Annotated in this window: 21 protein-coding genes and 2 pseudogenes; 12 read left to right on the forward strand and 11 right to left on the reverse strand. The window is 46.3% G+C overall.

Annotated features, from left to right (window positions below; all coding sequences use genetic code 11):
• The first annotated feature begins 2 nt into the window (after positions 1-2).
• The 4 genes from ACHZBG_RS10705 (at position 3) to ACHZBG_RS10720 (ending at position 4,810) form a co-directional block, all read left to right on the forward strand.
• The gene (locus ACHZBG_RS10705) at positions 3-1,460 is read left to right on the forward strand and encodes a potassium transporter TrkG (protein WP_320129448.1); all 1,458 of its coding nucleotides are present in this window, start codon (positions 3-5) and stop codon (positions 1,458-1,460) included.
• An 80-nt stretch (positions 1,461-1,540) separates the two neighbouring features.
• Positions 1,541-2,917 carry a GntP family permease gene (locus ACHZBG_RS10710; protein WP_320129449.1) on the forward strand — a complete coding sequence of 459 codons (1,377 nt, stop codon included), beginning with the start codon at positions 1,541-1,543 and terminating at the stop codon, positions 2,915-2,917.
• 55 nt (positions 2,918-2,972) lie between these two features.
• Positions 2,973-4,106 carry a glycerate kinase gene (locus ACHZBG_RS10715; protein WP_320129450.1) on the forward strand — a complete coding sequence of 378 codons (1,134 nt, stop codon included), beginning with the start codon at positions 2,973-2,975 and terminating at the stop codon, positions 4,104-4,106.
• On the forward strand, positions 4,103-4,810 hold the full coding sequence (locus ACHZBG_RS10720) for a DNA alkylation repair protein (RefSeq protein WP_320129451.1): 708 nt from the start codon (positions 4,103-4,105) through the stop codon (positions 4,808-4,810). The genes ACHZBG_RS10715 and ACHZBG_RS10720 overlap by 4 nt, the downstream gene beginning before the upstream one ends.
• Here the strand turns inward: ACHZBG_RS10720 and ACHZBG_RS10725 are convergent.
• The gene (locus ACHZBG_RS10725) at positions 4,782-5,717 is read right to left on the reverse strand and encodes a membrane dipeptidase (protein WP_320129452.1); all 936 of its coding nucleotides are present in this window, start codon (positions 5,715-5,717) and stop codon (positions 4,782-4,784) included. The genes ACHZBG_RS10720 and ACHZBG_RS10725 overlap by 29 nt on opposite strands.
• 104 nt (positions 5,718-5,821) lie before the next feature.
• Here ACHZBG_RS10725 and trxA point away from each other — a divergent pair, with 104 nt between their 5' ends.
• Both trxA and trpB read left to right on the forward strand, forming a co-directional pair.
• Positions 5,822-6,136, forward strand: a complete 315-nt coding sequence (trxA, locus tag ACHZBG_RS10730) for a thioredoxin (RefSeq protein WP_320129453.1) — start codon at positions 5,822-5,824, stop codon at positions 6,134-6,136.
• Positions 6,137-6,289: 153 nt separating this feature from the next.
• Positions 6,290-7,570, forward strand: coding sequence for a tryptophan synthase subunit beta (trpB, locus tag ACHZBG_RS10735; RefSeq protein ID WP_320129454.1), 1,281 nt, complete (start codon positions 6,290-6,292; stop codon positions 7,568-7,570).
• 19 nt (positions 7,571-7,589) lie between these two features.
• Here trpB and ACHZBG_RS10740 read toward each other — a convergent pair whose 3' ends face one another.
• The 9 genes from ACHZBG_RS10740 to ACHZBG_RS10780 form a co-directional block, all read right to left on the reverse strand.
• Positions 7,590-8,498: a DMT family transporter gene (locus tag ACHZBG_RS10740; protein ID WP_320129455.1), complete on the reverse strand. Its 909-nt coding sequence runs from the start codon at positions 8,496-8,498 to the stop codon at positions 7,590-7,592.
• A 65-nt stretch (positions 8,499-8,563) separates the two neighbouring features.
• Positions 8,564-9,514, reverse strand: coding sequence for a calcium/sodium antiporter (locus ACHZBG_RS10745; protein ID WP_320129456.1), 951 nt, complete (start codon positions 9,512-9,514; stop codon positions 8,564-8,566).
• Positions 9,511-10,032 (reverse strand): regulatory protein RecX, encoded by a 522-nt coding sequence (locus tag ACHZBG_RS10750; protein WP_394699388.1) that lies wholly within the window; start codon positions 10,030-10,032, stop codon positions 9,511-9,513. Before ACHZBG_RS10750 ends, ACHZBG_RS10745 begins: the two co-directional genes overlap by 4 nt.
• Before the next feature lie 87 nt (positions 10,033-10,119).
• A complete protein-coding gene (rpsI, locus tag ACHZBG_RS10755) occupies positions 10,120-10,533 on the reverse strand; it encodes a 30S ribosomal protein S9 (RefSeq protein WP_320129458.1) in 414 nt (137 codons plus the stop codon).
• Positions 10,534-10,547: 14 nt separating this feature from the next.
• Entirely contained in the window at positions 10,548-10,976 is a 429-nt protein-coding gene (gene rplM, locus ACHZBG_RS10760; RefSeq protein ID WP_320129459.1) for a 50S ribosomal protein L13, read from the reverse strand.
• Between the two features lie 142 nt (positions 10,977-11,118).
• On the reverse strand, positions 11,119-11,955 hold the full coding sequence (locus tag ACHZBG_RS10765; RefSeq protein ID WP_320129460.1) for a glutamate-1-semialdehyde aminotransferase: 837 nt from the start codon (positions 11,953-11,955) through the stop codon (positions 11,119-11,121).
• A 13-nt stretch (positions 11,956-11,968) separates the two neighbouring features.
• Positions 11,969-14,275: a UvrD-helicase domain-containing protein gene (locus ACHZBG_RS10770; protein ID WP_320129461.1), complete on the reverse strand. Its 2,307-nt coding sequence runs from the start codon at positions 14,273-14,275 to the stop codon at positions 11,969-11,971.
• Complete coding sequence (gene rimO, locus ACHZBG_RS10775; RefSeq protein WP_320129462.1) at positions 14,268-15,614, reverse strand: 30S ribosomal protein S12 methylthiotransferase RimO; 1,347 nt, start codon at positions 15,612-15,614, stop codon at positions 14,268-14,270. The genes ACHZBG_RS10770 and rimO overlap by 8 nt, the downstream gene beginning before the upstream one ends.
• Positions 15,615-15,626: 12 nt before the next feature.
• Positions 15,627-15,767, reverse strand: a complete 141-nt coding sequence (locus ACHZBG_RS10780; protein ID WP_320129463.1) for a hypothetical protein — start codon at positions 15,765-15,767, stop codon at positions 15,627-15,629.
• A gap of 164 nt (positions 15,768-15,931) precedes the next feature.
• On the opposite strand from ACHZBG_RS10780, the gene oppB reads away from it, so the two are divergent.
• From oppB to ACHZBG_RS10805, 5 genes and pseudogenes are all read left to right on the forward strand, one after another.
• Positions 15,932-16,861 carry an oligopeptide ABC transporter permease OppB gene (gene oppB, locus ACHZBG_RS10785; protein ID WP_320129464.1) on the forward strand — a complete coding sequence of 310 codons (930 nt, stop codon included), beginning with the start codon at positions 15,932-15,934 and terminating at the stop codon, positions 16,859-16,861.
• Positions 16,862-16,872: 11 nt separating this feature from the next.
• Positions 16,873-17,088 (forward strand): annotated as a pseudogene (locus ACHZBG_RS10790) (ABC transporter permease); the annotation flags it as partial.
• Between the two features lie 705 nt (positions 17,089-17,793).
• Positions 17,794-18,480 (forward strand): annotated as a pseudogene (locus ACHZBG_RS10795) (ABC transporter permease); the annotation flags it as partial.
• 10 nt (positions 18,481-18,490) lie between these two features.
• Positions 18,491-19,540: an ABC transporter ATP-binding protein gene (locus ACHZBG_RS10800; RefSeq protein WP_320129465.1), complete on the forward strand. Its 1,050-nt coding sequence runs from the start codon at positions 18,491-18,493 to the stop codon at positions 19,538-19,540.
• Entirely contained in the window at positions 19,537-20,610 is a 1,074-nt protein-coding gene (locus ACHZBG_RS10805) for an oligopeptide/dipeptide ABC transporter ATP-binding protein (protein ID WP_320129466.1), read from the forward strand. Before ACHZBG_RS10800 ends, ACHZBG_RS10805 begins: the two co-directional genes overlap by 4 nt.
• A gap of 78 nt (positions 20,611-20,688) precedes the next feature.
• On the opposite strand, the gene ACHZBG_RS10810 is transcribed toward ACHZBG_RS10805, so the two are convergent.
• Positions 20,689-21,243 carry a hypothetical protein gene (locus tag ACHZBG_RS10810; protein WP_320129467.1) on the reverse strand — a complete coding sequence of 185 codons (555 nt, stop codon included), beginning with the start codon at positions 21,241-21,243 and terminating at the stop codon, positions 20,689-20,691.
• A 226-nt stretch (positions 21,244-21,469) separates the two neighbouring features.
• Between ACHZBG_RS10810 and ACHZBG_RS10815 the strand changes: the two genes are divergently transcribed.
• Positions 21,470-23,203: a peptide ABC transporter substrate-binding protein gene (locus ACHZBG_RS10815; RefSeq protein WP_320129468.1), complete on the forward strand. Its 1,734-nt coding sequence runs from the start codon at positions 21,470-21,472 to the stop codon at positions 23,201-23,203.
• The last annotated feature ends 62 nt before the right edge of the window (positions 23,204-23,265 follow it).

Raw genomic sequence — 23,265 nt, forward strand, 5'->3', positions numbered from 1 at the left:
TCATGATAAATTGGAAACAAGACTTCAGACTTCTCTCTAAAATACTTATTATTCTGGGCCTATTTATGGGAATACCGACAATCCTGGCCTTTTCTTATGGAGAAACCAAGGCTCTGCTTGGCTTTTTATATGCACTTGCCATCTTGACGACCTTCTGCCTTTTCATCTTATTCTTCACAAGAAACAATGGGTACCCCACCCTTTCCTCCCGTGATGGATATCTCTTCGTTACTGCAACCTGGGTTATCGCTACGGCGTTCAGTGCAATCCCCCTCATTGCAAGCGGAGCCTATGTCGATTATCCCAGTGCCTATTTTGAAATCATGAGCGGCTTCACTACGACAGGAGCTACCGTCCTACCGGAAATCGAGAGCCTTCCCAAATCAATCCTGTTTTGGAGATCAGAAACCAATTGGCTGGGAGGCATGGGAATCGTCGTATTGTTCGTAGCTCTCCTTCCAGCCTTGGGAGTATCGGGAACACGACTCGTAGGAGCTGAATCGGTAGGACCGACCAAGGATAAACTGACTCCCAAGATCAAGACGACGGCCTCAATTCTATGGACCATCTATGTCCTGTTTTCTCTTTTGGAAACACTTCTGCTGAAAATGGGGGGCCTGAGCCTCTATGATGCTGTCACTGTAACCTTTTCTACCATGGCAGCAGCAGGGTTCTGTGTGAAAAATGCCTCGATAGGTACTTTTCAGAGTGCATATATAGATATAGTCGTTACCGTATTCATGATGATAGCAGGAGCAAACTTCGCCCTGTACTACAAAGCAATCTCAGGACATCTTCGTTCAGTCTGGAAAGATGGGGAACTTCGGGCCTATCTGGGAATCTGGGGAGTTTTCTCACTTATTTCAGCCCTGAGCCTAACATTGAATCATACCTACGAGGGTTTTTGGCAATCCCTTCGATTCAGTGCTTTCCAAAATGCCTCAGTATTGACAACGACAGGCTTTGCCACGGCAAATTATATCAATTGGCCAGCCCTCACCCAAATGCTGTTGCTCTTGCTCTTCTTTGTCGGAGGCTGCGCAGGTTCCGCAGGTGGTGGCATCAAGGTAATCAGGGTTATCACCTTGCTGAAAATGGGACATTCAAACATCAAGCAACGAATACATCCCAAAGGTATATTTCCGGTAAGAGTCGGCCAGAATACAATGAAAAACGATATCTTGCTCTCCATTGCAACCTTTGTCGGGGTTTATATTACCACAGGACTTTTAGGCGCTGTCTTGATTTCCGTCAGCGGAGCAGACCTCCTTACGTCCTTTGCCAGCTCCTTTCTATGCCTCGGAAATATCGGAATTGGATTTGGACAAGTGGGACCGACAGGAAATTTTGCATTCTATCCTTCCTGGATCAAATGGGTCTGTTCCTTCTTGATGCTTGCAGGCAGACTGGAACTCTTTACCGTATTCACTTTGTTTTCAAGGGATTTCTGGAAACGCTAAAACCAACCCTTTAGTAGAGTTATTTTCCTCTTTCTTCAAAACCATGATACACTGTCGAGGAATTTGGAAAGGAGGACTCAATGTCTGGAGTAGCACTTATCATTACGTTCGTAATTGCAATCGCAATCATGATTGTTGCAATTTCAAAATGGAATGTGAACCCATTCTTGGCTCTCATGGGAATATCCTTGATCTTGGCCATTGTCGTTGGCATCCCCTTGAAGGACATTCCGGGAATCATCGGCTCAGGGTTCAGCGGAATATTCAACAGCATAGGCATCGTCATCATCTTTGGTGCCTTGATAGGGACAATTCTTGAAAAAACAGGAGCTGCCCTGAAACTAGCTGAGATGGTAGTACGAATCGTCGGGCACAAACGCCCCCAGCTAGCTATGGAACTTATGGGTTGGATAGTTTCCATCCCGGTATTCTGTGACAGCGGCTTTGTCATTCTCAATCCAATTCGCAAGGCCTTGCAAAAGAAAACGCACTTCTCCTCAGTTGCCATGACTGTTGCACTTTCCGCTGGTCTCTATACTGCACATGTACTCATTCCTCCCACTCCCGGACCTATTGCCGCGGCAGGCACCCTGGGAATAGGAAACAACCTGTTGATGGTAATAGGAATGGGCACCCTCTGCTCGATCCCTTCTCTCCTGGTGGCTTATTTCTTCGCAAACTATATTGGTAAGAAAGTCAAAAGCTCCGAGGATCTGGTTGAGGATATCGATTCCAGCGAATATGAGGAGTTGCTCAAGAGCTTCGGGGAACTGCCCAACGGATTCATGGCACTTGCCCCTATACTCGTTCCTATTCTCTGCATGGCCCTTGGTTCAATATCCAGTGCCTTGAAGTGGCAGGGTGCTGTTGCTACATTCTTTACCTTCCTGGGAACCCCGATCATTGCCTTGACCGTAGGACTCTTATTCGGGATTCTGTTGCTTGGCCAGAAAGGAAAACTCAAGGAATTCAACGCAATGACTACCGAAACGCTAAAGATCGTCGGTCCTATTTTATTCATAACAGCGGCTGGTGGTGTTCTGGGCAAGGTAATCGCCAGTGCCGGTTTTGTCGGATACATGAAAGAGCATGCAGCAGCGTTGAGCATGGTAGGGATTTTCTTCCCCTTCTTGATTGCTGCAATCCTCAAGACAGCACAAGGCTCTTCCACCGTAGCCATAACCACCACAGCCGGTATCATGGGAAGTTTCCTGGACCAGGGCTCCATGATGAATGCCTTGGGACTTACCTCCCCTATGGCAGCTGTCCTGACGGTCATGGCAATCGGTGCCGGGGCAATGACAGTCTCCCATGCAAATGATAGCTATTTCTGGGTAGTCACCAACTTTGGAGGAATATCCCCGGAAGATGGCTATAAGACCCAGACGATGGTAACCTTGCTGCAAGGTTTGGCTTGTATCATATTTATCTGGATTTTATCTCTGTTTTTGCTATAATGTCCTGAATTAATACCGGGAGAACTTTTCTCCCGGGACTTTTCAGGAGCCTACAATGAAGAATATTCTACTGATTCCGGATTCCTTCAAGGGAACAATGAGTTCCGAACAAATTTGCACTATCATGGACAGAGCCATCAAAAGACACTTTCCTGAGGCCAAGGTTACCGGAATACCTGTTGCTGATGGTGGCGAAGGAAGCGTAGACGCCTTTTTGCAAGCTGTTGGCGGGGAAAAGAAATTTTTGACCGTACAGGGCCCCTTCGGGACACCTATGGAAGCTTTCTATGGAATCATAAAGGGAAATACCGCTGTCATTGAAATGGCCGCCTGTGCAGGGTTGCCTCTCGTAGGGGATGACCTGCAACCAGATAAAACCACTACCTTCGGAGTCGGGCAATTGATGCTCGATGCGGTAAAGAACGGATGCAAAAACATTATTGTCGGTCTCGGGGGAAGTGCTACCAATGATGCCGGTTGCGGATCTGCCGCCGCTTGCGGGATTATATTCAAGGATGCCCAGGGGAAAGCCTTTGTCCCTACCGGGGGAACTCTGGCTCAAGTAGCATCCATAGATCTTTCCAAACTTGATACAAGATTGAAAGAAGTGACCATTACCTCAATGTGTGATATTGACAATCCATTCCATGGGAAAACAGGAGCCGCGTATATCTTTGCTCCCCAGAAAGGTGCTGATATGGCAATGGTGCAATCCCTCGATACAAACATGCAGGCTCTGGCAAAAATCATTGAACGGGATTGCGGCCTCGATGTACAGGCCCTTGGCGGATCAGGAGCAGCAGGTGGCATGGGAGGTGGCATGGCCGCATTCTTCAAGTCCCAATTGCAAATGGGTATCGAGACAGTTCTGGAAACCGTGGGATTTGACACACTCCTTGAAAAAGCCGACCTGGTACTGACAGGAGAAGGCAAGATCGATGGACAGTCACTTCGGGGAAAAGTAGTCATCGGAGTGGCAAGAAGGGCCAAGAAAGCCAACGTCCCCGTAATCGCCGTGGTAGGAGATATCGGCGACGATGTCGAAGGAGCCTATGAAGAAGGTGTAAGTGCCATATTCTCCATCAACAGGCTTGCAGTAGATTTCAAGATAGCAAAAAAACGGGCACAGGAAGATATGGAAAAAACCATAGACAACCTGATGCGCTTCATAAAAAGGATGGGTTTATGATTCAGAAGACTCTTATAGAAAGAATGACAGAAGGTGGAGACAGGAAGGCTGCTGAATTTGGGCAAAAGCTCAAAGTATCAGAACGTGAGATTCTGGGAACCCGAACTCCGGTCCTTGCCGCTCTTGCAAAAGAGCTGGCAAAAAAAGAGGGGACTCGTGCCCTTGATGATTTCCTCCTCTACCCCTCAGTCTCCTATGACGAGGTCGTTCTTATGTATAAAGTGTTCGGTTTATTGAAACTTGATGAAGTTGCTACCAAAGCTTATCTTCAGAAACTACTTCCCTACAATGACAGCTGGGCTACCAATGATACCCTCTGCACTTCATTTGTTGCATGCAAAAAAGAGCCTCAGGCCTATTGGCCTCTCATCATAGGATATCTTGAATCCTCAAATCCTTGGGATATCCGCTTTGCCACTATCACCATGATGAGTTGGTACCTGATCGATGAGTATATCAAACAGGTTCTAAGCTTGTTGAGTACCATAGAAAATGACCATTACTATGTCATCATGGGTTTGGGTTGGGCGTATGCAACAGCCTTTGCAAAATACCGTGACCTCACCCTTCCTTATATGGAAAAGGGGGTACTTCCCGAAAAGGTGAGGAAAAAAGCAATCCAGAAATGCATAGAGTCCTTTCGTGTAAGTGAAGAAGACAAGGAACTTTTGCGATCTATTCGCCAAGAAGCCTCAAGGCATTAATCTGCCACATCCTGTCCAATTCGCTTTCGGTGAAATGAGCCAGCTTTAGCGCATCCCAAAGTTTTCCCATCTGGGAAATATCGGGTATTTCCAAGTCGCCGTCTATTCCGTCAAAGTCGGTACCCAAGGCCAAGGTCTCAAGTCCGGATACTTTGTATATATGCTCTACATGCCTGACCATATCAGATATTCTTGAGGCATGTTCAGCATCTGAGGATAGGAAAGCTGGATAAAGATTCAAGCCAGCAATACCACCCTTGTCAGCAAGGGCCTTGAGCATCTCGTCAGAAAGATTTCTGGATACAGGAGTGCAATACCGGCTATTGGAATGGGAGGCAAGAAACGGTTTTTTGGCATGTCGTACGACATCCCAAAAGCCACCATCGTTCAGATGGGAAACATCGACCAATATATTTTGTCGCTCCATTTCCCCAATGGCCTCGATACCCAAGGGCTTGAGACCCAGATCATTTGTAGCTGCATCCACAGAATGGGGATATCCCAGATCATTTTCAAAATTCCAGGTCAAGGTAAACAGACGTACTCCCCAATCAGCCAAAATGGCAAGACGCGAGAGATCTCCTTCAATAATCTGTCCTTCCTCACAGGTAAGAATGGCCCCGAGTCGATCGTTCTGCCGAAAATCCGTAGCTGTCCTGACTTGAACGATATTCTCTTTATTGAGTGCCAGCTGGTCCACAAACAGGTCATGGAGTTTACAAACCTCTGTCCAAGAATCTTTATTCTTGTCCCAATGTACAAAAAGGGCAAAGCAAGAAGCTCCGACATTACCTTTTTGCATTTTTCCGATATCCACCGACAAGGTATTTTTTGCCAAATCACCTTTTTGGGGATACTCATGCATCTCATAGAAAGTATCGCAATGCAAATCAATCATTGTACGCATACAAGGACTATAAACTTTTTGTTTGTTATGCGCAACTATTTTTAGTTTTTCTCTATGCGGCAGTATAAAAAATATGTATAGTAGAGACATGAGGAGAAACAAAAATGATTAAACACGTTACTCAGAAAACATATGAAGAAGAAGTCTTGAAGAGTACAGTCCCTGTAGTGGTTGACTTTTGGGCAACCTGGTGCGGACCTTGCAGAATGCAGGGAAGCATCCTTGAGCAGCTTGACAAGGAAATTTCTGAAGACAAGGCAAAGATCTGTAAAGTAAATGTCGATGAAGAAGGCGAACTTGCCGCTACTTTCGGTGTACAGTCCATTCCTACCCTCTTGTTCTATAAGGACGGGAAAGTATCAAACAAGGCTGTCGGGGTTCGTGACCTTGATGCACTGAAAAAATTACTCGGTATCTAATACTCTATATAATCCAAGCATACCAATTTAAAAACCCATGACTGTACGTATACGGTTGTGGGTTTAATTTTTTTATTGGAACTGAACAATTACCTTGACATTGCGTTTCTATCTATAGTAACATTGTCCTTGACAAGAATTAAGGAGCCCACAATGAAAAACGGAGTAATCAAGGATATCGATACAACTGACCTGCCTGACCAGAATGGATATTTTGGCGAATTCGGAGGATCTTTCATTCCTCCTCAACTACAGACGGTAATGGATGAAGTTACCAACGAATATAAGAAAATTGTCCAAGACCCTGCCTTTTTGGCGGAATTAAATGATTTATTGACACACTATGTAGGCAGACCCTCTCCTGTGTATTATGCAAAACGACTCTCGCAGGCAATAGGAGGAGCCCAGATTTATCTCAAGCGTGAGGACCTGAACCATACAGGTGCTCACAAGATCAATCATTGCATCGGGGAAGTTCTCCTTGCCAAGAAAATGGGAAAGAAGAAAGTAATAGCCGAAACCGGAGCTGGACAACATGGAGTTGCCTTGGCAACGGCTGCAGCGCTCATGGGCCTCGAATGTGATATTTACATGGGTGCCGTCGATATAAAAAAAGAAGCACCGAATGTAAGCAGGATGAAAGTACTGGGTGCAACGGTAGTGGAAGTGACAAGGGGAACCCAGACTCTGAAGGATGCAGTGGATGCAGCTTTCGAAGCCTACCTCAAGGACCCTATTTCTCAAATCTATTGCATTGGATCAGTTGTGGGGCCCCATCCCTTTCCGATGATGGTACGTGACTTCCAGAGCATCGTAGGCTTTGAGGCAAAAAAGCAATTCAAGGAAATGACCGGGAAACTTCCTGATTCAATTGTCGCCTGTGTCGGGGGAGGTTCGAATGCCATGGGCATTTTCAGCGCTTTCCTGAAAGATACGGATGTGACCCTCTACGGAGTTGAACCTGCAGGAAAAGGATTGGATACAGACCAGCACGCTGCTACCTTGACCAAGGGTTCAGTCGGAATACTTCATGGATTCAAGAGTTACCTCCTGCAAGATGAAAAGGGAGAACCGCTTCCTGTCTATTCAATTGCAAGTGGCCTGGATTACCCAGGGGTCGGACCGCAGCACAGCTACCTCAAGACCATAAAAAGAGTGCAGTACAAAACAGCAACAGACAGGGAAGCCGTAGAAGCCTTCTATGGATTAAGCCGGATGGAAGGCATCATCCCGGCGCTGGAATCCTCCCACGCCGTAGCCTATGCCATTAAATTGGCCCAGAAGCTTCCAAAGGACCAGAACATCTTGGTAAACCTTTCGGGAAGAGGTGACAAGGATATCGATTTTGTAATGGAACACTATCCATTGATGGACTATGAATCCCAAACCAAGGAGAATGGTTTCGAGGAATTCCTGTCCCATATCAAGGGATAAAAGAATTTCCTTTCATATACTATATGTTTTGAGGAGAAAGACCAGCCTGAGGCTGGTTTTTCTTATTGATGAGAAACATGCAAAAACCCATTCCAAAGACAATCAAATATCCCAGGATGCTATAGCGGTCGGGAATCTGGGAAAACACAAGAAATCCAAAGAGAGCCGAAAAAAGAACATTGCTATAGTCGTATACCGAAATCTTATTCGCGGGAGCATATTTATAGGCGGCCGTAACAGAAAACTGGCCAAGGGCAGCCATGATTCCGGTGCAAAGCAACCAACCCAATTGGACCAAGTCCATTGATACATAGGCAAATATAATGGAAGGAAGAGTGACCAAGGTTGAGACCAGGGAGAAAAAGAAAACAATTACTACACCCTTCTCACCCCTACGGCCCAGGGAACGAAGGGTTGTATAGGCAGCTCCAGATCCTATGCCACCAATAAAACCAACCACAGAGGGCGTAAACAAAAGATTGGAAAAGGAAGGTTTTATTATGAATAGGCTTCCAAAGAACGCCCCGAGAACACACAAAATCTGGGAAAGCCGTACTTTCTCGCGAAGAAACCAGGCACTGAACAGTACCGCAAAAAAAGGGCTCATCTTGGCAAGCATGGACGCATCGCCAAGCAAGAGGTGGTCGACAGCATAGAAATTGCAAATCATGCCGAGGGTCCCTGTGCTTGCACGGACCAAGAGCAACCAGAAATTCGGTTTGAATAAAGCCGGGGAGAGAGATATTCCCTTGCGACGAAGCATGATATAGGCGACAAACAAGGCTACTATATTTCTGAAGAAGCATTTCTCGAGAAAAGGTAAATCCCCGGACATCCGTATACCGACATTCACCAAGGCAAAACAAAACGCCGAGGCTAGAAGAAAGAGCATTCCTTTATGCAAGGACTCTATGGTAGGTTCATTCATGTTCCTACCAGAATATCGAAATCCTGAACATATACAAGAGGTTTTAGTTTTTTTTCTACTTTGACCTAAAGCAGGGTCAAATATCCCACATACATGAGAATAAGCAAGACTCCCTGCCATTTATAAAACTTTCCCTTTATCAAAGAAGGGATGCAAGCAACCAGGGAAACTGCAATACAGATAGGAAGATCCCTGCTCAGGGTAAGGGAAGAAATCGGTAAGGGAGTACCCTGGGTCTTGTTTGCAAGATAACTGCAAACAGGAATGATGAGGACCATATCCAAGGTATTGGCCCCGAAAATATTTCCTACCGATAAAGCCGCCTCTTTCTTGATGATTGCCGATATGGCGGTTACCAGTTCAGGCAGGGAAGTTCCGATGGAAATTGCAGTCAGGGCGATAACAGCCTCACTGATACCCAGAAGTCTGGCAATCTCACTGCCATCGGTAACAAGAAGCCGGGAGCCGAACACAATACCAAACAATCCGACAAAAAACTTGGCAAGATTCAAGATAATAGTCTTTGTATCCCTGGACAGTTCATCATTCGGTTCATCTTTCGTCTTTGCACTATGAAGATTCTCAAAGATAAACAGGATAAACATCACGACAAGGGCCAGGGACTTGAGAATCGTTATTTTCAAGGAAAAGGAAATCACGAACAAGACTACTTCGGAGAGCAGGAACAAAATCACTTTCTTGTTGAAATTCTCCTTCTGAATAATGGATACACTCACAAAGAGTATACTCAGAGGCAAGATGAAGGACGTATTGACAATGACTGAACCAACAATATTGCCAATGGCCATATCCACTTTTCCCTGTACCGTTGCCAGGGAGGAAACCATTAGTTCAGGAAGCGTGGTTGCAAAACTGACAACCGTGGCGCCAACGACAAATTTCGGTACTCCCGAAACCTCCGCTACATAGGAAGCAGCATCTACAAACCAATCCCCACCTTTGATGATAAGGACCAATCCCCCAAGGAAACCAATGTATAAAAGTAAATGGTTCATTCTAATTCATCTCTTTTTTCCAGGGCACGTTTAATTTCTTGCCTTGAAAAGCCTTTTTTTTGCAGTTTCATCATGGCCAATTCGGGACCACAATCTGGACTTAGCCGCACATTCGCTTTCAGGACATCAGATAGGGTTTGCTCTTCACTATACCATTCATCCAAGGCCTGCTGAGCATCATTGCGATTCACTCCTTTCGAAGATAACCGCCGAGCCATGATAATTCTGCCTTCAGGATTCTTACGTTGCCTGCTGGCAATCAAGGCTCGGGCATATCGTAATTCGGACAGGTATCCTTTTTGCAAGAGAAAATCCAAGGCCCAATCAATTTGGTTCGGCAAAAAATTCTTCGCCTGAAGTTTCTGCCTCAATTCAAAGGCCGTATGTTCTCGCCTTGCAAGATATACCATGGCCTGATCCCTGCAATCAAGGGCCTGTTGCTTCTCTTGCAAGTCAAAAAACTCTTCTTCACAAAGTTCCTGTCCGCTATGGAGATGCGAGGATAAAAATAGTTCCATCGAGATAAAAAAAGAGGAACCCTCCTGAGAAAGGGCACAATACCCTTCCTTGGAGGTTTCCCTCTTCTCGACAGTCGCAAACACAGTTTAACGCTTGGAGAACTGGAACTTGCGGCGAGCACCTGGCTGACCATATTTCTTACGTTCAACCATACGTGAATCACGAGTCATGAAACCATTGGTATGCAAGGCTGGACGACAAGTCTCATCATTCTCGACAAGTGCTCTGGAAATACCATGACGACAAGCACCGGCCTGACCTGAAGGTCCTCCACCCACAACATTGATAAGGATATCAAATTTGGTGAGGGTATCGGTAATGGTCAAGGGCTGTTTTACGATAAATACCAACATAGGGTTGGCGAAATAGGTATCGACATCCCTTCCATTGATAATAATCTTGCCTTCACCTTCACGGAGGTAGACACGGGCGATTGCAGTTTTTCTGCGTCCTACGCCATGACCAAGATCAACAACTTTCTTTACTTCTTTCTTTGCCATATTTCGCTCCTACCTTAGATTTCAACCTGGATGGGCTGCTGGGCCATTTGCTGGTGTTTATCACCTGCATAGACTCTCATATTAGTGAACAACTTGCGACCGAGCGGTCCGCGGGGAAGCATGCCCTTGACGGCATGTTCCATGGGGAATATTGGATTCCGCTTGATCATGTCTGCATAGTTGGTTTCTCTAAAGCCACCAGGAAAATTGGAGTGGCGATAATACATTTTGTCTTGATATTTGTTACCGGTCAAAGCAGCCTTTTCGGCGTTGATGATAATAACAAAATCACCCATGTCCTGGTGAGGGACAAATTCGGGTTTGTTTTTTCCGCGGAGGATGCGTGCAGCGGCAACTGCTACCTTGCCAAGCTCCTTTCCCTCTGCATCAATCAGATACCATTTCTTCTGAATCGTCAGCGGTTTTACAAAAATAGTCTTCATCTATTCATCCTGTCTGCGAAGCTTCTGCCTCGCTTAGTAGTTTTTGGTTCATGGACAGCAAGAAGCATAATTGCATAATCAGTTACTCCTGTCAATACATGCTTGTACAGGAAACCAATGCAATTACAAGTCTGCTGCCATCTTATATAACCATTGTTGTTGCATACTGGGCCGAGAGCCTCAGGAACTCCGAAATATCACCCTTGGAATATATTCCGGGGATAATAAAGGGGATGTCGGCTGTAGGCGGAAGCACTACCCGAAGCTTCAGGGCTTCATGATAGAACTCTCGGTAGCGTATATCGTCAAGGTTCGTAATTCCGTACGGTCCCCGAGTTTCAAACAATCCCTTGAGAGGATTGTCCATACGCTTGACAACTGATTCTTCCGACTTCATTTCATGTATCAGGGACGCCGTAGCCTTGATGAGCAAATCAAGAAGCAGCGGTGATACGCAATCCGAAAGCGGCAACTCGTCTGCCAGTGCTTGATCCTTAATGCATACGACCTGAGGTATAAAACTCCCTGGGAAAGGTAGGATAGGGAAGAGCAATACGGAATCTGCCCCGCCGACCTCTAGGTACGGACGCCAATAAGACACTTTGCAGCTATTCTCCAATACAGGACAGGCAGGATCGTAGATTGCTTTCGCATCTGGCGATACCTTTCTTGCTATATCGGCGATGACGTGACTATCAGAATAAATCCTGAATGCCAAGTAACCGGGAAACAGTTGTGCCAATAGTTTTTCGAGCCTTCCTGAAAATACCGAAGGATATTCACTGACCAACCCCCTGTCGACCGTGGACTTGATAGCCCGCTGCATCATTTCAGGACGATGGCCCAGAATGGCTCTGCCATGGTTCTGGAAAAAATCTATATATCGAACGCCATAACGGTCATACAAATAGAATGACCGAGCACGGACGACGACTGGCATTGTATATCCTTCGCCGTCCTTGTGTCTAGTATCTTTCATGCTTGCAAGCATATCAGTCACCACCTATTTTCTCAAGAGCGGCAAATTTGCTGATAAAAGTAGCCTTACGGCCACCAGAAAACCTGACATCTATCACTTCCCGATCCCCGCTCTTCTTCAGAGTGATCACCTCGCCCTCTCCATATAGGTCGCTAAAGACTCGCTGTCCAAGAGGAAAAAGACTCTCACCATTAGTTTCCTCATGGTTTTTTTTCATTTCAAAGGTTTTCAACTTATCACCAAAACCCTGATGGATCAAATTGGAAGAAGAAGAAGGAATGTGGGAAGCAATCCCTTCCCTCCTGGGTTTTGAACCATCCCCATAGGTATTTGATCGAGCTCTTCGTTCCTCCAGCAACCCAAGTCCTTGGTATCCGCCAGTTTCCCAGCCATTGCCCAGGGTACCGGGCTTCATTCCCTGGACAGATAACAGGGAGGGATCTATCTCATCGATAAACCGGGAAGGATGCTGAAAACTGGTCTTTCCCCAGATTCTCCGAGCTTTGGCACAAAGCAAGTACAATTCCTTGCGGGCTCGGGTGACGGCAACGTAGAATATCCTGCGCTCTTCCTCGATATCGTCATCACTTTCACTAGCCTTGCCGGGAAAGAGTTCATCCTCAAGTCCCGCTATGAAAACCCTGTCAAATTCCAATCCCTTGGTATTATGCATGGTTATGAGCGTCACCCCCGGTTTATCGCGAGGATCTTCCTTGCCAAGGGTCGTGGGATCAAGACAAAGTTGCTCAAGGAACAAGGCCAGTCCATCACGGGAAGAATCGTAGGAGGCCAGGGCATTTACCAAGGCCTCGAGGTTATCAACCTTTCCCGTGCTATTCTGGTTATCAATCTTTTTGTAGTACTCAAACAATCCGGATTCACGAATCATGAAATTAGCACATTCAACCAATTCTTCACTATCGAGTAAACGATTTGCCTCTTTAAACAGGGAAAGAAAGGCCTGGGCTCCCCCCTGGGCCTTACCTGAAAGAATATTCGAATCCACTGCTTTTTGCAGGGTAATGAACAAATCCCCTTCAGACTCCCCAAGAAAGGAAAGAATTTTTTCAACTCCCCCATCACCGATTCCACGGGGAGGCTTGTTTACCATCCTCTTGAAATTCACTTCATCCCTATTGTTCATCAGCAGGAAAAGCAAGGCAAGGACATCCTTGACTTCTTCCCTGTCATAGAACTGCAAGGCACCGACGACTTTATACGGTATATGCATTCGCTTGAAGGTTGTCTCGAAGGCCACCGATTGGGCGTTGGTCCTGTAAAGGATCGCACTGCCATCATAGTTTCGGTCACGCATCAATACATTGCCCACTCGCTGGGCTTCATCAGTCTCATCCTGTACATAGAGCAGATTTGGTTTGGAGCCCTGGTCGTTCGCCGTCCAGAGTTTTTTCTGGTGTCTGCCCTTGTTATGCTTGATAACCGTATTGGCCACGGAAAGGATATTTTGGGTGGATCGGTAATTCTGCTCCAGTTTTACGACCTTCGTACCAGGATAGACTTCAGGGAAAGAAAGGATATTCTGGACCTCTGCACCACGAAAGCGATAAATACTCTGGTCATCATCACCAACGACACAAATAAAACAGGCAGGCCCCACCAAGCGGCGAAGCAACTCGAACTGGGCGATATTGGAATCCTGATATTCATCCACCAAGACTACCCGGAACCGATTATGCACCCACTGTTGTACATCAGGTCTAGCATCCAGCAACTCTATGCTTCGCGTGATGAGATCGGCAAAATCAACGTTGCCTACCTTATGGAGTTTGTCTTCATAGGCTTCAAACATTCTGGGGAAGGTACTATCCATTTTGAGCGAAGAAAGATTGTCATGGCAGCCCAGTCCCCTGTCCTTGGCAAAAGAAATGCGTTTCATTACCGGTTGCAGTTCCTTTTTCTTATGACTTGGATAACAGGAAGCCAATAAAGAGAGGGAATCATCGTCATCATATATGGTGAAATTGGAATCCAAACCAATTTCCGTACCGAACCTTCGCAGCAACCAGGCACCGAAGGCATGGAAGGTACGAATATTGCAATCCTTTGCAAAGTCCTTGTCCGGAAGCATCGACTCTACACGTTCACGCATCTCTTTCGAGGCTTTGTTGGTAAACGTCACAGCCAATATCTTATAAGGAGGAATTCCGAGTTTTTCTATGCAATAGGCAATTTTGGTAGTGATGACCCTTGTCTTTCCTGACCCAGCGCCGGCCAGAACCAAAAGGGGTGCACTGTTTTCCAGTACCGCTTCCTGTTGGTGTTCGTTCAACTGGGCAAGAAGTTTCTCGATTTCAGCCATTGACACTCTCCACGGGTACAGCCTCCAGATCAAGACCATTGACGGCACGAATCCCGCAACGAACGATTTGTCCCGGTATGAGATTTCTTCCCATGACCACGGTCAGGCCATCGACTTCAGGAGCCTGGGCATACATCCTGCCAATGGCAAGATCCTCATTTTCAACCTTTTCCTCGATCAACACCTCAAATTCCCTGCCGATAAAGCGTTGAAGCCTTTCGACACTGAGAGGACTCTGGATCACCTCAAGTTTTTTCTGGTAACCTGCTGCAATCTTATGTGCTTTTTCATGATCTTCCTCGCAGCGAAGATCAAAGGCCTTGGTTCCCTCTTCCCTGCTATAGAGAAAAGAACCCATCCAATCAAGCTGGGCCTTGGCAATGAAGTCCTTCAATTCAGCAAAAGAAGCTGCATCTTCCCCAGGATACCCAAGCATGATCGTCGAACGAATGACAGCATCAGGCAACACCTTGCGAATATTCTCTATAAGGGCAAGATAGCTTTCCTTGGTACCGGTCCGTCCCATGCTTCGAAGTACGGGAGTTGCCGCATGCTGGAAAGGTACATCAAAATAGGGAAGTACTTTTGGATTATCCTTTACAAATTGAGGAAGGTTTTGGGGAAAGGCATCAGGATGGATATAGAGAAGACGAATGACGAAAGCTCCATCCAAGGCTACAAGCTTTTCCAGCAATTCCATGAACCGGCTTTTGCCTGCTTCCCCGTCGGTTCCATAAGCGGCCAGATCCTGCGCTATGAGATTTATCTCCTTCACACCCCTTGCAATCAATTCCTTTGCCTCAGTCAGGATCAAATCCATGGGACGGGAACGCAAATCACCGCGAATGAGAGGAATTGCACAATAGGCACAACGATGGTTGCATCCTTCACTGATCTTCAGATAGGCGCTTCCCGGAAAAGAAAGCAATTCATTACGTTCGTAGACTTCAGACCTGACATCAGGATACTCAGGGACAAGGACGACCCGTTCCCCACCAAGAACTCTGTCGGTGACTTCCTGAATCTTCGAAAGATCCCTGTTCCCAAAGATTGCCGAAGCTTCCTGCAATTCCTCAGTCAATTCAGAAGCATACCGCTGGGCCATGCAACCCGAAAGAATTATCTTTGCCTTGGGATTTGCCTCGTGAAGCGCAAAAAATGACTCCACGGATTGCTCACGGGCGCTCTCTATGAATCCACAGGTGTTGACCAATATTAAATCGGCCTCGGACGCATCCTCAGTTCGCTCAGAACCATTTTCACAGAGAATCTTCAGCATTGTCTCCGCATCTACCTGATTCTTGGAACATCCAAGGTTCTCCAAATATATCTTTCTCACTTTATAATTCTCCTAAAACAACGACCCGAATATAACCACAATAGCACAAAACCTTTGTTCGACAACACCATCTGTAACATTTGATTTGGAAAGCCAGGAAGTCTCCTCCCCTGACATGACCATTATTTCAAGCTCTACTGAATTATTTGTCATATATAATCTTATGAAACATTTTCCCCAGATCTTACATACAAGATCAACCGTAATTCCATTGATTCTTGCATAAATGGAAATCTTGGTATAGTATCAGAAACATTGTAGAATAGAGAAACTACCGTTACTATTTTACCAGAAAATTATTCTTTATGAGGAAGCGAATGACTAAATATATCGTGAACAGACTCCTGGGAATTATTCCTACGCTTTTAATCATCATCACGCTTAGTTTCTTCATTGTCCGCGTAGCACCGGGAGGACCATTTGCAACTGAACGCAACCTGCCCGAGGTCGTAAAACGGAACATCGAAGCAAAATACCATATGAATGAACCTCTGATTCAGCAATATGGTCGCTATATGTTCGACATTATCCGGGGAGATCTCGGACCGTCCTATAAATACAAGGATTATGACGTAAACTACTATATATTCAATAGTTTACCCAACTCAATCGTGCTCGGGGTATGGGCCATGTTGATCGCCTTGGTATTCGGGATAGCCGCAGGAGTCATTGCAGCGGTCAAGCAAAACACCTGGGTGGACTATTTGAGTATGGGCTGGGCAGTCTTGGGTATTTCGATACCGCTGTTTGTCATAGCACCGGTCCTGCAACTCATTTTTTCCATGAAATTAAAATGGTTTCCGACCAGTGGCTGGTATACAACGGGAGATGGTTACAGAACAATCATACTTCCCGCCCTTTCCCTATCTTTTGCCTATTTTGCAAATATAGCACGGCTTACCCGTTCCTCTATGCTCGATACCTTGAGAAGCGATTATATCAGAACCGCAAAAGCCAAGGGAATGAAAAACTCGACCATCATTTTCAAGCATGCAATGAAAGGGGCAATGCTGCCTATCGTAAGTTATCTGGGACCCGCTTTTGCAGGAATCATTACCGGTTCCATCGTCGTTGAACAAATATTCAGGGTACCTGGCTTGGGTAAGTTTTTCGTCCAGAGTTCCTTTAACAGGGATTATACAATGATTGTTGGCGTAGTAATCGTCTATTCGGTCATCCTTGTTTTCATGAACTTCATCGTCGATGTCGCTTATGCCCAACTCGACCCAAGAATCACATATAAATAGGAGAGAATCCAATGAACCAAAAGAAAAAGGATTCCCCTGCAGAGTCCCTCAACGAATTTGATCAGACTGTCGAAGGCAATAGCCTTGGGAAAGATGCCTGGAAGAGGTTGAAGAAAAATAAGATGGCAGTACTGGGTATGGTCATTGTAATCATCTATACCCTATTGGCAGTCTTTGCCGCCTTCCTTCCGATATATCCCTACGATGAAATTATTCTCGACCACCAGCACCTTCCCCCATCTTTCAACACCTCAGCTGGTGAGTTAATGATGAAGACCAAGCTTCAGGACGTATATTTCAAGGCTTGGAAATCAGGGAACCTTGTTATTCCCGAAGATAAGTCGGCACAGATCAAACAATGGATCACAGACAACAAGATCACCACGGTCTGGAATTATTGTTACACAGAAGGTGAACGGCAGAGAAAAGCAGGAACTTTCGCATTCAGTGACGCAGACCAAAAATCCATCGACCGCCTCCAAAAACGTATAGACACGGAGTTGTTGGTCTCGGTAAAGAAAATATTCTGGACAGATCAGGATACCCAAAAAGTCTATGTAGTTGAAAAAATGGCATACGAGAAAGTCCTTTCGATTTTTGCCACGATCAACAAGGTCACCGTCGACAGCATCCGAGAACAGACTACCCAGGAAGTTCGCTCGCAGGTAATGAATGATATCAAGAGCAAGAACCCCGGGCTTTCCGATGAAGAATATAATGCAAACCTGGAAATGGAACTCAAGAGCATGGGTCCCAAAGGTTTTGAGACAATGGCAAAAGCCAATCTCCTGGGAAAGATCAACACTCAGATTACCAGATCAACAGAAAAGAGCCTGGCTGCCGACATCAAGGCAGGGACGGCAAACTTCCCGATGAAAAAAACCATCAAGGTTTCCGATACCCTTACTGCCCAGATACAGGCTTCCAGAAAACATGCAAGACATTATTTATTCGGTACCGACTATAGTGGCCGTGACATGCTCAGCAGGATAATCCATGGTGGACAGGTTTCCATCGCCATTGGTTTTGTGGGAACGCTCACCAGTGTATTGTTGGGCATCGTACTCGGAGCACTTGCCGGGTATCTGGGAGGAAAGGTCGATTATTTCCTCATGAGGTTGGTCGATATAATGTATGGCTTGCCGTATATGCTCCTAGTTATTATCTGTATGGCTGTATTCGGCAGGAATATCCTCAATTTGTTCGTTGCCCTTGCGCTTGTCAGTTGGCTGACTATCGCACGTATGGTCCGAGGACAGGTGATGAGCCTGAAGAATAGCGAGTTTGTCGAAGCTGCAAGAAGCATGGGGGCCTCAAGCTGGAGAATTATTTTCAAGCATATGGTTCCGAATTCGCTTTCGATCATCATCGTATATTCTACGTTGAGAATTCCCGCTTTTATCATGCAAGAATCCTTCCTATCCTTCCTTGGCCTTGGTGTCCAAGCTCCTTATGCGTCCTGGGGCTCATTAGTCGGTGATGCGGTAACAGGGATGACCTTATATCCTTGGAAGCTGATTTTCCCCGCCATCGCGATGACAATCTTCTTGTTTGCCATGAACTTCTTTGGTGACGGACTGAGAGACGCTTTCGATCCGCAAAGTAAAAACCAACTCTAGGAGGACGATGATGAATTTGAACAAAGATGCAAAACTAGTCCTCGATGTACAGGACTTGAAAACCTATTTCAAGACAGATGCCGGCGTCGTCAAGGCCGTCGACGGAGTATCTTTTGCCATACATGAAGGAGAGACCCTTGGTATCGTAGGAGAATCAGGTTGCGGAAAAAGCGTTACGAACCTTTCGGTCATGCGCCTTATCCCTTCTCCCCCGGGAAAGATCGTCGGTGGCAAAGTATTGTTTGAGGGAAAGGATATCCTGAAAATGAGCGAAGCCGAAATGCGTTCTGTTCGAGGAGACAAGATTTCCATGATTTTCCAGGACCCGATGACCAGCCTCAATCCTTTTCTGAAAATATCCACCCAAATGATCGAAACCATCAGGTTGCATAATAAGGACGTTTCAAAGAAAGAAGCCTTGGAGCGTTCCATCGAGATGCTCAAGAAAGTAGGAATTCCTTCTCCCGAGAAACGAATCCACAGCTATCCCCACCAATTCTCAGGCGGCATGCGCCAGCGTGTAATGATAGCAATGGCCCTTTCTTGCAACGCACAGGTTCTCATTGCCGATGAACCAACAACAGCCCTCGATGTAACCATCCAGGCACAGATACTTGAATTGATTGCCAAGTTAAGCCAGGAATTCGGTACTTCAGTCATCATCGTAACCCATGACCTTGGAGTTGTGGCAGGTATGTGTGACAAGGTATGTGTAATGTATGCCGGTCGGATAGTAGAAAAATCCTTGACCGATGATCTCTATGCAAAACCTGCTCATCCATATACGGAAGGCTTGATCATGAGCGTCCCGCGAATGGATACGAAAAGCAAGAACGATAGGCTGTTCTCCATTGAAGGACAACCACCAAACGTCATCGACCTCCCTCCTTGCTGTCCCTTCCACCCAAGGTGCCATCGCGATATGGAAGTTTGTCATCAAGCCTACCCACCGACAACAGACCTTGGAAATGAACATGAGGTTTCTTGCTGGCTCTATGTTGATGAGAAAGTCATTGCCCAGACATTGAAAGATGCCGCCGAGAAGGAGATGGCCAAATGAGTGAAAAAGTAAAACCCCTTTTGGAAGTAAGGGATCTAAAACAACACTTCCCTATCAATACCGGTTTCATTTTCAAGAAACAGGTAGGAGCCATCAGGGCAGTGGATGGAGTGTCTTTTGATGTCTATCCCGGAGAAACCCTTGGTATAGTCGGAGAATCAGGCTGTGGAAAATCCACTACCGTACGTTCCATTTCCCAACTCTACAAACCAACGAGCGGGAGTGTTATTTTCAATGGAATCGATATGGTCAAGGCCGGGGAACGACAAATGCTGACCGCCAGACGTGAGATGCAGATGATCTTCCAGGATCCGTATGCCTCCCTCGACCCCAGGATGACTGTACGTTCCATCATTGCCGAACCTTTGGTCATCTATAATAAACGTGGTTTATTGGAAAAAAACCTTTCTTCGATGGAAATCGAGAAACAGGTCGAAGCCCTCATGGAACGCGTTGGCCTGAACAAAGCCTTCAAAAACAGATATCCCCATGAATTCAGTGGTGGGCAACGCCAAAGGATCGGGATTGCCCGGGCCTTGGCCTTGCATCCGAAAATCATTCTTGCCGATGAGCCAGTATCAGCCCTTGATGTCTCCATCCAGGCACAGATACTGAACTTGCTTGGTGACTTGCAGAAAGAATTCGGGCTCACCTATATCTTCATTGCCCATGACTTGGCAGTCATCCAGCATATCAGTACCCGTGTGGCAGTCATGTACCTTGGAAAGATTGTTGAAATTTCGGAAGCTGTCCAGCTTTACGATAATCCAAAGCATCCATACACTGTGGCTTTGCTCTCTGCAGCCCCTATACCGGACCCGACAATTGAGCGTGCACGGCAGAGAATCATCCTTACCGGGGATGTACCCTCTCCTGATACGGAAAGAGTCGGTTGTTATTTTTATGACCGCTGTCCCAGCAAAATGCCTTGGTGTTCCTGCCATATACCACCGATGTTCGATATCGATGAGAAACATCAAGTTTCCTGCTGGCTTTATGACAAAAGGGATTACAGCAAGGTGACCAAACAAGAAGCTCTTGCCGATGCCCAGAAAAACACATTGAAATAATTATTTTTTTGCACCATAAAAAATATCCCAGGGAATTAATGTTTCCTGGGATATTTTCTTATGTATAGGACACGTATTTCAGAAGTCCCTCAGACCTACCTTGAGATCAAGATCCCGCGGTCTATCGACATAGAGGCCAAGCCCCGTAGCGGCGCTGAGAGCCTGGGCTGCAGCTTCCGTTCTTCCCCCCGAACTTTTCTCCTGGATGATTTCAAGGTCTTTCACACTATCGTTTTCGAACCGAAGGGAAAGTACAACCATGGCCTTGAGCCGTCGCTTCGTAGGTTTTGCATCCTTGTCCACGGAGCCCCTGACAAAATGGGTCAATTCAATCCTCTCTATTTCATCAAAGGAATATTCAGCTTTTTTGCCTATGAAACCAAAACCATAGAACGAGGATATTGTTTTTTGCTCGGAATCAAAGGACCAGGAATCGCGGTATAAGGCACCAAGTGCAGCAAGCAAGGCCATGACAACAAGATGCCACATGGAATTCAAGGGAATCCCATCTTGCAGGGAATAGGAAAGTCCCCATATGATATACAGGGTAAATAACCCACATATAATGGTAAAGGAAGGGGCTATTCTAAATATAATACCCTTTTTTTGTTTTCCAGTTGTATGCCTTATCATTTGTTTCCATCCTTTTTTAGACTATACCTATAATTCTGGGGAAGGTCACGCTCCTTGAATGCTCAAAATGAAAAGAATCCTTGACTAGGAACTAAATTATCAAAAGGTTACATTTTTTGGAGTAAATTTTCATACTGAACCCATTTGCGTTTTCTCTTGATTCGTGGTTAAATGTAGAATATGCTAGGTTGAACGTTTATATTTACATTCACAAGGAGATATGTCTATGAAGAAATTTCTGACTATCGTGCTTTGCGTTCTTCTTGTTAGCTCCCTCTTTATTTCCTGTGGAAAGAAAGAAGAGCCCAAGACTGCCGCAACCACTACACCTGCTGCTACTGTAGCACCCGCTGCTACTCCTGCTAAAGCTGCAGCTCCAGCAACAACCACTCCGGCTCCCGCCACGGTTGCTACTGCTCCTGCCAAAACCACTCCGGCACAACCCGCCAAACAAGAGACGGTATTCCGTATTTCCAACCAATCGGAACCTGAATCCCTTGATCCGGCTCTCATTCAGGGTGTCCCTGAGCACAGGATTTTCGAGGCTCTCTTCGAAGGTCTCGTAGCCAATGACCCCGTTACTGCAAATGCAGTTCCCGGTGTTGCTGAAAGCTGGACCGCCAATGCTGACGGCACTCAGTACACCTTCAAACTTCGCAGCGATGCCAAGTGGTCCGATGGCGTAGCCATTACGGCCAAGGATGTCGTCTATTCCTGGCTCCGTGAGCTCAATCCCGAAACTGCAAGCCCCTATGCTTGGTTCCCTTGCATGTTCATCAAGGGTGCAAGCGAATACAATGCAGGAAAAGCCGGTACTGATGCTGTTCAGATTCGTGCTCTCGATGATTACACCTTCCAGATGGACCTCATCGGTCCTCTCCCGTATGCCATCGATGCCCTTACCCACTACTCTTTTGCAATCGTCCCCCAGCATGCTATCGAGAAGTTCGGTGCAGCTTGGACCAATCCCGAAAACTTCGTAGGTAACGGACCCTTCGTATTGTCAGAGAAAGTCCCCCAGAGCTATCTCGCTGTCACCAAGAACCAGAATTACTGGGACAAGGCCAACGTAAAGCTTGATAAGGTTATCTTCTATGCCTCCGATAGCGATACAACCAACTACAACATGTACATCAATGGCGAGATCGACTGGCTCACCACTGTTCCCAACGACCAGATCAAGGCCGCATCCATGCGCGATGACTACCAGTCAGCTCCCCAGCTTTCAACCTATTACTACGTTTTCCAAAACGAAAAAGCTCCTGTCAACGACGTTCGCGTAAGAAAGGCTCTTGCCCTTGCTGTCGATCGTCAGGCTCTTGTCGACGGTGTAACCAAGGCCGGACAGATTCCTGCATGGGGCATTGTTCCCCCAATGGCCGGATATGAATCCCTTGCCTTCCCGTATGAAGACCAGAGTGAGGCAGTCGCCGCAGCCCAGAAGTTGCTCGCTGATGCCGGTTATCCAAACGGTGCCGGATTCCCGACTCTTACCATCCTGTACAATACAAGCGAAGCCCACAAGCAAATCGCCGAGTACATACAGCAGGAATGGAAGACCAACCTCGGAATCAACGTACAACTTGAGAACCAGGAATGGCAGACCTATTTGTCCAACAGGAACCAAGGCAACTTTACTGTCGCCCGTGCCGGTTGGGTAGGCGATTACCAGGATCCTAACACCTTCCTTGACATGTTCCTTACTGGAGCTGGCATGAACGGTGGTAAGTATTCCAATGAGACCTATGACCTCTTGATCAATGAAGCAGCAAGAATGGCCGGAGGCGCTGACCGCATGGGCGTCTTGAAGACTGCTGAAGATATCATGATCAATGAAGATCAATCCCTCATGCCTCTCTACTACTATGTAACCCTCAATATGATCGATACAAACAAGTGGGGCGGTTGGAGTACCAACACCATGGATTACCATCCGGTCAAGAACATCTACCTCAAGTAGTTTGTTTCAGACTTTTATCATCCCCGGGAGTTTCCCGGGGATTTTTTTGCTGGACTCAGAGA

This window comes from uncultured Sphaerochaeta sp. (assembly GCF_963676625.2).
Taxonomy (GTDB): domain Bacteria; phylum Spirochaetota; class Spirochaetia; order Sphaerochaetales; family Sphaerochaetaceae; genus Sphaerochaeta.